This is a genomic window from Emticicia sp. (assembly GCF_043780375.1).
Classification (GTDB): domain Bacteria; phylum Bacteroidota; class Bacteroidia; order Cytophagales; family Spirosomataceae; genus Emticicia.
The window spans coordinates 1-10310 of record NZ_JAYWCU010000086.1 but is presented as its reverse complement, the minus strand read 5'-3'; the positions used below and the strand labels follow the sequence as shown (position 1 = coordinate 10310).

General features: G+C 34.7%; 10 protein-coding genes and 1 pseudogene. 5 read left to right on the top strand and 6 right to left on the bottom strand.

The genetic code is table 11. The annotated features are described in order from the left end of the window. The 3 genes and pseudogenes from ACH2CJ_RS06515 to lptC all read left to right on the top strand — a co-directional run. Window positions 1–204: pseudogene (locus tag ACH2CJ_RS06515) on the top strand (type III pantothenate kinase); the annotation flags it as partial. Beyond that, window positions 188–1483, top strand: a complete 1296-nt coding sequence (locus tag ACH2CJ_RS06510; protein ID WP_394991447.1) for a hypothetical protein — start codon at window positions 188–190, stop codon at window positions 1481–1483. The pseudogene ACH2CJ_RS06515 and the gene ACH2CJ_RS06510, both read left to right, overlap by 17 nt. 35 nt (window positions 1484–1518) lie before the next feature. Next, a complete protein-coding gene (gene lptC / locus ACH2CJ_RS06505; protein WP_394991446.1) occupies window positions 1519–2106 on the top strand; it encodes an LPS export ABC transporter periplasmic protein LptC in 588 nt (195 codons plus the stop codon). A 28-nt stretch (window positions 2107–2134) separates the two neighbouring features. On the opposite strand, the gene ACH2CJ_RS06500 is transcribed toward lptC, so the two are convergent. The 6 genes from ACH2CJ_RS06500 to msrB all read right to left on the bottom strand — a co-directional run bounded on the left by ACH2CJ_RS06500 (window position 2135) and on the right by msrB (window position 6912). Next, on the bottom strand, window positions 2135–2644 hold the full coding sequence (locus tag ACH2CJ_RS06500) for a c-type cytochrome (RefSeq protein ID WP_394991445.1): 510 nt from the start codon (window positions 2642–2644) through the stop codon (window positions 2135–2137). 1 nt (window position 2645) lies between these two features. Further along, window positions 2646–3269, bottom strand: coding sequence for an SCO family protein (locus tag ACH2CJ_RS06495; RefSeq protein ID WP_394991444.1), 624 nt, complete (start codon window positions 3267–3269; stop codon window positions 2646–2648). 6 nt (window positions 3270–3275) lie between these two features. Next, window positions 3276–3665, bottom strand: a complete 390-nt coding sequence (locus ACH2CJ_RS06490; protein ID WP_394991443.1) for a hypothetical protein — start codon at window positions 3663–3665, stop codon at window positions 3276–3278. A gap of 97 nt (window positions 3666–3762) precedes the next feature. Then, on the bottom strand, window positions 3763–5421 hold the full coding sequence (gene recN, locus ACH2CJ_RS06485; RefSeq protein WP_394991448.1) for a DNA repair protein RecN: 1659 nt from the start codon (window positions 5419–5421) through the stop codon (window positions 3763–3765). Between the two features lie 205 nt (window positions 5422–5626). After that, window positions 5627–6253 carry a DUF4412 domain-containing protein gene (locus tag ACH2CJ_RS06480; protein WP_394991442.1) on the bottom strand — a complete coding sequence of 209 codons (627 nt, stop codon included), beginning with the start codon at window positions 6251–6253 and terminating at the stop codon, window positions 5627–5629. Between the two features lie 152 nt (window positions 6254–6405). Next, window positions 6406–6912 (bottom strand): peptide-methionine (R)-S-oxide reductase MsrB, encoded by a 507-nt coding sequence (msrB, locus tag ACH2CJ_RS06475; protein WP_394991440.1) that lies wholly within the window; start codon window positions 6910–6912, stop codon window positions 6406–6408. A 117-nt stretch (window positions 6913–7029) separates the two neighbouring features. Between msrB and ACH2CJ_RS06470 the strand changes: the two genes are divergently transcribed. Together ACH2CJ_RS06470 and ACH2CJ_RS06465 are read left to right on the top strand one after the other, a co-directional pair. Continuing rightward, a complete protein-coding gene (locus ACH2CJ_RS06470; protein ID WP_394991439.1) occupies window positions 7030–7569 on the top strand; it encodes a C40 family peptidase in 540 nt (179 codons plus the stop codon). A gap of 93 nt (window positions 7570–7662) precedes the next feature. Continuing rightward, on the top strand, window positions 7663–10310 hold a 2648-nt coding region (locus tag ACH2CJ_RS06465), incomplete at its 3' end, for a tolB protein precursor (RefSeq protein WP_394991437.1).

Below are 10310 nucleotides of genomic sequence, written 5' to 3'. Positions count from 1 at the left end.
CAAAGCGGAGTTATCAATGGAATTATTGCGGAAGTGAATGGAATGATAGAAAATTATAAGAAATTAGGCAATATCCAAGTAATCTTATGCGGTGGAGATGCTCCTTTCTTTGAAAGTCAAATAAAAAAGCCGACCTTTGCACTCTCAAATTTAGTCTTGATTGGTCTGAACAGAATTTTACAATACAATGTTGAAAAAAATTAGCCTAACTGCTTTCATTATCAGTATCATTTTTATTAATGAATCCTTTGCCCAAAAAGACGCTCGACTTTATGGAAACTCTCCTTACTCAGCATTAGGAATTGGCGATATCCTTCCAGGAAACTCAATTGCCAACGACGCAATGGGCGGAACTGGACTAACTTTTGGCAACGGTATTTATATCAATAATATCAACCCAGCCATGTTGGCAAAAAACAGATATGTTGCTTTCAATACTGGTCTGCGTGGTCAATACAAAACTATTACTGATGGAAAGAATAGCCAAACAGATTTTGGCATGAATCTAAGTCATTTGGTTTTTGCATTTCCAATAAAAACTAAATGGACAACTTCCATTGGTTTGCAACCTGCAACAATTATTGAGCATGAAGCTCGTTTTCAAGAAATTATCGCTGGTACAACCAATTCGGTAGAGCATATTTATAAAGGCTCTGGTGGATTATCAAAAGCTAATATCGGTAACGGTGTGCTTCTTGGAAAATCTTTGTATGTTGGTGCCGAAATAGGTTATTATTTCGGAACTATTAAAAAAGATACTACCTCAAGATTATTACTTAATAATGGTGAAGACTTCTACCTACGATATTCGGACAGGGTTTCGGCAAATGGTTTTGAAATGAAAACAGGCTTTGTTTGGCAACAAAAATTAAGCGACAAATGGAATTTGAATGTTGGCGGAACTTACGAATTGCAAAGTAAATTGAAAGCCGATAGAATTAGAAGTTTCTCAACACTTTATGATTCGGGGACTGGCCCAACTGTTATAAAAAAACCTGATACACTCGGAATTTTTAGTGGAAATATTACTTTGCCATCACAATTTGCCTTAGGTGTAAGTCTTGAGAGTCCATACAAATGGGTATTTTCGGCAGAATATAGCAAGCAAGATTGGACAAAATATCGCAATTTTAATGGCAAAGCAGAATCAAACTTAGCAGCAAGCGATAAATTAGCCATTGGTTTTGAGTATCTTCCAAAAGCTACTTCTACAAAATACCTCAACCAAGTTTTCTACCGTTTAGGCTACCAGCAAACAAAAACACCTTATTTTATTAATGGAACAAGCATTAAAGACCAGAGCTTTTCTTTCGGGTTTTCAACGCCACTTGCTTACAGAAGTGTAAGTTATATTGACGTAGCTCTTTCGTTTGGTAATAGAGGTGTTATAGGCAATGGTTTGGTGAAAGAAAATTACTTTAAAGTTTCACTCGGATTTTCGTTGGTTGATACTCGTTGGTTTATTAAGCCAAAAATTGATTAATTAGTCAACAGACAATAATCAATAGTTACAAAAAAATGCCATTTATCATAAAAAAATACGTCGTTTTTCTACTTTCTGCAAGTTTTTCATATTTGCTTTTTTCTTGTGAAGAAAAAAAGAAAAATGAAGTCGTACAGAAATACAATGGACCACAAATGACTATGGATAACTTGAGTGTTATGTTTAGTGATTCGGGAAAAACCACTGTAAAGTTCACGACTGCAAGACAAATGAAACTCCAAAACGAAGACGATATTTATCCCAAAGCAGTTTATGTAACTTTTTTTGATAAGTATGGCGTTGAATACTCTTCTTTAAGGGGTGATTCGGGTAGGTATTTTAAAACTGAAGGGCTTTATAAGGTAATGGGAAATGTCTTTTTCTTTAATCGTTTACAGCAACAAAGCCTTGCAACCGACCTACTTTATTGGAGTCCTGTCAAGAAAAGAATTTATACCGACTTAAAGTTTATTATCAAAACGCCAAAAGAAGAACTTCGTGGCGTAGGAATGGAAGCTGACCAAGATTTTACGCACTACACCATGCGTAGAGCAAAAGGCACTTTCGATGTTGATTCATTATCTTCAAGTGCCGAATCGGCGGTGGATACTACGAGTAACTAAGATTCATAAAATTCTGACCGTAAAATAACTAACGCTTATTCAAAACCTTCTCAACTTCCTCAGTGGTGGTTACTTTATTTTCTACTTTCCATTCGTTATAAATGTAGGTTACAACTTCGGCAATATCTAAATTTTGTAGTTGATTATTGGCTGGCATTGGTTGGTTATATTTTTTACCATTGACCATTATTTCTCCTGAAATTCCATTTTTTATTAACCAAATCACTTTTTCTTTGTTTTTCAAAAAATCGCTTCCTGCAATTGGTGGATAGAGATTTTGTAAGCCTTTACCATCTTTTTGGTGGCAATTGGCACAGTTTTTTTCATATATTTCTTTTCCACCAATGTAATATTGCTCCAGTTTTACTTTTTCATCTGATTGGCAAGAGTTTAGGGTAAGAAGTGGAAATATTAAAAGGAAAAAATTAAATACGAATGGTTTGCTTTCCCTACAAAAATATTTTAATAATTTAACAAAATAAGAATTTTTAAATTCATCATATTCTATATCTCGAATCTCATATCTCGAATCTTGCATCTTATTTTTCATTTAAAAGTACATCCATATCCTTCATCAGCTTCGTTACATCTTCCTCTTTTGTACCGTCATACAAACCTCTTACACGGCGTTTTTTATCAACCAAAATAAACGCTCCACTATGAATAATTCCGCCCGCCGCTGTTGAGTCTTCGCCTGCGGTTACATAATATGATTTCTCTCCTATTTCATAAATCTTATCCTTTTCGCCCGTAACAAATTGCCACATATTGCCTTTTACACCCAAACGAGTAACATATTCTCTTAAAACTTGTACCGAATCATGGCGAGGGTCAATGGAATGCGAAAGAATGCCTACTTGCGAATTTTCTTTAAATTTCTCATAAACCCGTAACATTTGCTTTTTCATTACAGGGCAAATGGTCGGACAGGTAGTAAAGAAAAAATCGCTTACATATATTTTCCCTTCAAAAGTCTTGTTGGAAACTTCTGCACCATCTTGATTGATAAATTTAAAATCAGGAATGGAATGATAGACAGAATCTCCATTTACAAAATCTCTTTCGCCCAAAATTGGGAGTTTTCGGGGAGTATTTTCGCAGGAAAACAAGGCCACTATTCCAAATAATAGGTAAAAAAAGGGCGATACTATTGGTTTTTTCATAATTATCTACTTCAAAAACTCTTCTACTTTCTTTTTTACATCAAGTGTATTTTGCTTAATTTTTTCACCTTCTGCTTTTAATTCTGTAAAAACTTTTACTTTTTCTTCACCATCTTTCATATCAGCAGCCGCTCCTAATTTGGGCATCCAAACTTCCATGTCATTATAGGCTTTGTCGAGTGCCAACGAAATACCTAAGGCTTGTTTCTTTTCTGTAGTATCAGTTTCTACTTTTTTCATTACTTTTTCTTTCAAATCTTCCAAATTCATGCTTATTGGCATCACATCGTCATGGATTTTAAAAGTTTCTTCTTTGAGTTTGGCAGCTTCTTCGACAGATTTATCGGTGCATGAAAAAGCGAAAAGGATAAGTAATAAGATTAGTAAATTTTTCATATCGAGAATTTTAGTTTTTGTAACTGACTTTTAGATTCATTTTTTTTAACTTACGCTTAGCGGGTCGTCAATGCGACTGTCTGATGCAAAACCCGACTTACACGTTTATTCCAAGCATTTCGATGGCACTGTGAATGGCATTTTCGGATGGACTTTCGCCACCAATCATTTTTGCAATTTCAATAATACGTTCGTCAATTGATAACGTTCTGATACGGCTTACTGTTTTTGCAGAAGAATTATCTTTATAAACAAAAAAGTGCGATGAACCACGTCCTGCTATTTGATGTAAGTGTGTAATGGCAATTACTTGAATGCTTTGAGCCATTTCTCGCATCATTTTACCTACTTTTATTGCTACTTCTCCCGAAATTCCAGTATCAATTTCGTCAAAAATAATAGTTGGTAGTGAGCGTTTATCCCCCAGAACATATTTTATTGCCAACATCAAACGGGAAAACTCGCCGCCTGAAGCCACATCTTTTAGTTGTCGTGGATTGACTCCTTTATTAGCACTAAACAAGAAATTGATTTGGTCAATTCCTTCACTATTTAAGTTGATATGTTGATGTTGAATTTTTAGCGTAGCATTAGGCATTCCGAGCTCAACGAGCAAGCCAACAATGCGTTTTTCTATTTCTGTCAGCACTTTTTGTCGTGCTTTAGATAAATTTTCTGCTGTTTTTATAGCAGCATCAAAGGCTTTATTGACTCGTTCTTTGGCAGCCGAAAGATTTTCACTTAGGTTTAGAACTTTGCTTACTTTTTCTTCCAAAATTGCTTGAATTTCTAATAATTCACCATTAGATTTTACGGCATGTTTTTGATGAAGTTTATAAAGCAAATCCAATCTTTCTTGAATATCTGTAATTTGCTGACCATCCAATTCGATGTCGTCTTCTTCGGTTTCAATATCTCTTGAAACATCTTTTAACTCAAGTAAGCAACTTTGAATTCTATCTTTATATTGCTGATAATCAGGCGAATAACTAGTAATAGGATTTAAACTACCAACTGTCATTTGCAATACTGAAAGCACCGATTGCTCTGAATTATTAAGATATTCATACACGGTACGAAGACGTAATTTCACTTCCTCGGCATGTTCGAGAATATTCAAATTCTGCTCCAATTGCTCTTGCTCATTGGCATCTAATTTTGCCTTTACAAGTTCATCTAATTGGAAACTATTATAGTCGAATTCTTTCTTGTTTTGGTCAGATTCGACCTGCAATTGTTCATAAGAATCTTGCAACTTTTTATAGGTACGATATTTTTCTTGATATTCCACCAATTTATCGTGGCATTGAGCATAGGTATCAATTATTCGCAACTGATATTCATTTGAGCCGAGCAAAATCGAATCATGTTGCGAGTGAATATCCATCAATTGAGAAGAAATTTTACGTAAAGTTTCAAGTGTTACAGGCGTATCATTGATAAAGGCACGAGATTTTCCGCTTGGAGCAATTTCACGTCGAACAATGCACGAACTTTCAAAATCAAGTTCTTCTTCTTCAAAAATATTCTTAATATAAAACCCCGACATATCAAAAGTACCTTCGATGATACATTTTTCAGACTCATTATATAAGGTTTTGGTGTCGGCACGATTGCCCAGAAGTAGCCCGATTGCACCAAGCATAATTGATTTTCCTGCACCTGTTTCGCCCGTAACAATATTGAAATGAGCATCTGGCGAAAGCTCCAGATGTTCTATAAGGGCATAATTTTTAATAAGCAAATGTGAAAGCATGAAATCTATTGCTGTTTTGAAGTACAAATTTTCAATTTGTGCCATGTTGCTAGCCTCAATTCAGAAAATTGTGCTGCCATTTATTATTGGACAAATTTAGAAGTAAAAACCGAATGGTTTGTTAAATTAAAATGAAAAATTTGAAACCAAAAAGAGTAGTTTTATTACCACTCTCATTTAATATCATTTATTATACATTAAAATCTTAATACTTGGGGGTTGTTACCTTAGAATAACCTGCTGGAATGACAAATAGACTGGGTGGTGCGGAGCGTTTTTCGGCTTTTACTAATTCATTAACCATAGCGTTTTTCCCCATATTAAGCACTGTTTTTACCATTATACCATCAGCTCCTTTGCTTTTAAGTTGACTATAAATTTTTTCAGACCCAAACATATTATTTCCTTTTGTCAATACTTCCATGGTTTCATATCCTGCAATATCTTTTGTTGTCCACATATCGGTTACTTGCTGTTGTGCTGTTGTCACTTTTAAATGAACACAATTATATCCTGCCACTTTTTCTTTGCCCACTACTTGAATATTGAAATCTAAATCTTTTACATCTTTATTTGCACTCATAGGTGACTCAGTATAGGTTTTGCTTTTTTCATTCAAAATAAACATACTGTTTTTTCCTTTGGGAATCATTACAATAGTAAGCATTTTTCCGACTTGCGGTATATTCATTTCCATCTCCATACGCATTCCTGATGAGGCAGAAGTATATATTTTATTGGTTGCAACCATTGTACCAGACGTTTTGTATTCGAGATACATATCTTGTGTAAAAGCTGTAAAGGAAAGTAAGAGTAAAAATAGCGTTTTCATGGTCGAAGTTGATTAAATTTAGTAAATACTACATAAATATAGGTATTTTTTAAAAAACATGATAAATTGATATAAAATAAAAATTCTCAGAACCTTTTTTAGAGATTCTGAGAATAAAAATAGACATCCTTGTAGAGTCTTCCACAGATTTTTTATTTCTTGGCAAAGTTCAACGAAGCAGAATTTAAACAATAACGTAAGCCTGTTGGCTTTGGTCCATCCTCAAAAACGTGTCCCAAATGAGATTTGCAACGGTTGCACACTACTTCCGTACGCACCGAACCATAACTTGTATCTGTTCGTTCTTGTATTGCACATTTGTTTACAGGTTTCCAAAAGCTTGGCCAACCTGTTCCTGATTCAAATTTTGTATCGGCATTGAAAAGTTCTAAATCGCAACCTATGCACTTATAAGTACCTTTTTCGTGGTTGTCCCAATAAATTCCTGAAAATGCTCTTTCAGTTCCTGCCTTGCGAGCTACATTAAACTGCTCGGCACTCAACTGTTTTTTCCATTCTGCCTCGGTTTTCTTTACTAATTCGATTTTACAATCGGACGATGTTGCGTCAGTATTACTATTTTTAGTTTTATCTTTTTGAGAATAACTTTGACAAGCTAAAAATATAAATGGCAGTAATAACAAAAATATTTTTTTCATTTCGTTGATATTTTAATAATGATTTATATTAAGTACGCACAAATTGATAAAATAGTTTTGAAAATATAGAAGTTTGGCACAATTTTCTCTTTAATCATATTTAAAACCATTTTTTAAATGTTTTCTTTCACGAAATTTCAAATAGGAGTCACTCTGTCGGTTGGTGTTCCATATTTACTTTTTGCCATTATTTGGGCAGGAATATCTTCGTGCAAAATTTTTCGTAGCAACCCTTCTGTAGATAAAACCTATACAAATTATTCACAAGGAAATAACTTCTCAAAAAAAGTCATACAAACAGCTCGTACCTATACAGGTGTTCCATACAAAAGTGGTGGAAACGATGTAAATGGCATTGATTGCTCTGGACTTTTGTGTAATACATTTAAAGAGATGGGCATCCAACTCCCTCGAATTTCGTGGCAACAGTCAGAATACTTTCCTGCCATTAACCTTCCAAATATTCAAAAAGGTGATTTAGTTTTTTTTGTAACAGCTGGCAAGAATATCAGTCACGCAGGAATTGTTACAGAAGTAAAAAACGAAGATGAAATTATTTTCATTCATTCTTCTTCCAGTAAAGGGGTTATTGAAGACAACATGATGACCACTTACTGGAAAGCTCGCTTTGCAAAAGTGTGCCGCCCTCAGTTTTAATCAGTAATTTTTCTTCATTACTTTTAAGCTATTCTAGTCTTTTTTACGTTGTAATATTGATAGCAACAAAAGTCAAAAATCACGCACGCACGTATGAAGAAACATTATCTGTTATGTATCGGATTGGTTATCAGCAACTTAGTCTTTTCTCAATCAAAATATTTTGGACAAAACAAACCTCGCTACAAGACTTTTGGTTTCAAGGTTTTACAAAGTCCGCATTTTGAACTATACCATTATTTTAAAGATAATACTATTCCCAATGACATTATTATAAACAGTGAACATTGGTATAAAATCCATCAAGAAATTTTCAAATTGGCATTTATAAAGCCCAATCCGCTTATAATATATCAAAATCACCCTGATTTTCAAGAAACAACCGCCATTGGTGGACAAATTAGTGAAGGTACTGGTGGTGTTACCGAAGGTTTACGCAACCGAGTTGTGATGCCAATGATGTACTCCAAGCGTCAAACTGACCATGTTTTAGGGCATGAATTGGTTCACGCTTTTCAGTATCAATTAATGAACTCTGGCGATTCTTCACAAATAGGAAATATTCAAAATTTGCCACTTTTTATGGTTGAGGGTTTGGCTGAGTATATGTCACTTGGACGAGTTGATGCCCATACTGCCATGTGGATGCGAGATGCAGTATTTAGCGACGATATTCCAAGTGTAAAAGATTTGGTTACTAAAGAATACAAATATTTTCCATACCGCTGGGGGCAAGCATTTTGGGCCTATATTGCAGCCACTTATGGCGATGATATGATTCGTCCATTATTTCGAGAAACGGCCAAATATGGCATTGAAGTAGCATTTTCGAGAAATTTAAAAATGAGCCTTGATAAACTTTCGAGCAAATGGAAACAATCTTTACTCGATAAATATTTGCCACTTCGTACTGGCACTTCTACCTTACCCATTGGCAAAGAAATTGCTTCTCAAAAAAATGCTGGCGAGATGAATATTTCACCAGCCATTAGTCCTGATGGAAATTTTGTGGCATATATTTCTTCAAAAAACGTTATTTCATTAGATATTTTTATTGTAGAAGCTCATTCAGGAAAAATCATTCGGAAGATTGAAAGCACTTCATTTGGCTCTCATGTTGATTCTTATAGTTTTCTCGAAACAGCAGGAAGTTGGTCACCTGACAGCAGGAAATTTGCCTTGGTGATTCAAAGTAAAGGGCGAAATAAATTGTCAATTATTGATGTAGCTACAGGAAATAAGCAAAATTATGAGCTAAAAGACTTAGATTCATTCACCAATCCTGCGTGGTCGCCCGATGGCAGTTCGATTGTGGTTTCAGGTTTGATGAATGGCAAAAGCGATTTGTATTTATATAATTTGAAGGACGAAAGTGTTAGAAATTTAACAAATGATTCAAATTCAGATCTTCAGCCAACTTGGTCGCCAGATGGCGAGTGGATATATTTTGTGTCTGATAGAGATACCAATTATGCCCGTTTAGAGAAAGCTTTTTATTCAATTTCTAGATTCAATACTCAAACTTCACAAACTGAAACTTTCTCGTTTTTTCAGGGAGCAGACAACCTCAATCCCTTGATTGACCCAACAGGAAACTACCTCTACTTTTTGTCAGATGCCGATGGTTTCAGAAATTTATACAAATACCAAATTAATAATAAGTTACTCGAAAAACTAACCAATTATTTTACTGGAATAAGCGGAATTACAATGTATTCTCCAGCGGTAAGCATTTCTTCAAAAACTGGTCAAATTGTCTATAACTACTTTCAAAATGGCAAATACAACCTTTATTTAGCCCATGAAAGAGATTTTCAGCAAAAAGTAGTTGAAGATAAAATCGAAAAAACTGCTGCTACATTAGCTCCTTTAGCCTGGCGAGAAGGAAGAAATATTGTGCAGACTAATCTCGAAAAACAAACACTTTTGGTACGAGTTCCTGATAAAAAACTAAAAGTTTTAAATTACAATCCAAAGTTCAAGTTAGATTATTTTGGAAATTCGGGCATTGGCGTTTCAGCCAGTCGTTGGGGAACAGGTTTAGGTGGCGGCATCGTTGCACTTTTTAGTGATATTCTCAACCATAATCAAGTTTCGGGAGTAGCATCTTTAAATGGTGAAATTCAAGATTTTGGTGGGCAAATTCAATACCTTAATCAAAAAAAACCACTACAATGGGGAGCAAGTGTACTCCGAATTCCTTACAGATTTAGTGATTATCAGCAAAAAACAAGATATGTTACTGATTCAAAAACCAAAGAAAATTTTGCTATACCAAAAGGTGATTCATTATTGCAAGCAAGCTCAAATTTATACCGTTTATTTATCAATGAAGTAGGTTTATTTGCCATTTATCCTATCAGTACTGCTAAACGAATTGAAGTTGGAGGCAATGCAAATTGGTATAGTTACAGCGGGCGAACTTACAGCGATTATTACCAATCAAATAGCACTGGCAATTACTATGTTGGCTCAGCAAATCCAACCAGAATGTCGAAAGACATTTTAGAAAACTTAGACTATAAACCTTTCAATTTACAGCAATTATATATAGCTTATGTTGGCGACAACACCACTTTTGGTGCAACTTCGCCCTTAAATGGTTATCGTTATCGATTTGAGTTTTCAAGATATTTCGGTAATTTTGCACACAATTCCATCACGGCTGACTATCGCAAATATAAATTCATGAAGCCCTTTACACTTGCGACGCGTTTGTATTATTATGGACGACTTGGAGC

Excerpts from the sequence above, each read along its gene's own strand:
- msrB (WP_394991440.1), bottom strand. The coding sequence starts at position 6,912 with ATGAAAAAAATATTTTTGTTATTACTGCCATTTATATTTTTAGCTTGT.
- ACH2CJ_RS06495 (WP_394991444.1), bottom strand. The coding sequence starts at position 3,269 with ATGAAAAAACCAATAGTATCGCCCTTTTTTTACCTATTATTTGGAATA.
- lptC (WP_394991446.1), top strand. The coding sequence starts at position 1,519 with ATGCCATTTATCATAAAAAAATACGTCGTTTTTCTACTTTCTGCAAGT.
- ACH2CJ_RS06490 (WP_394991443.1), bottom strand. The coding sequence starts at position 3,665 with ATGAAAAATTTACTAATCTTATTACTTATCCTTTTCGCTTTTTCATGC.
- ACH2CJ_RS06470 (WP_394991439.1), top strand. The coding sequence starts at position 7,030 with ATGTTTTCTTTCACGAAATTTCAAATAGGAGTCACTCTGTCGGTTGGT.
- ACH2CJ_RS06480 (WP_394991442.1), bottom strand. The coding sequence starts at position 6,253 with ATGAAAACGCTATTTTTACTCTTACTTTCCTTTACAGCTTTTACACAA.
- ACH2CJ_RS06500 (WP_394991445.1), bottom strand. The coding sequence starts at position 2,644 with ATGCAAGATTCGAGATATGAGATTCGAGATATAGAATATGATGAATTT.
- ACH2CJ_RS06510 (WP_394991447.1), top strand. The coding sequence starts at position 188 with ATGTTGAAAAAAATTAGCCTAACTGCTTTCATTATCAGTATCATTTTT.
- recN (WP_394991448.1), bottom strand. The coding sequence starts at position 5,421 with ATGCTTTCACATTTGCTTATTAAAAATTATGCCCTTATAGAACATCTG.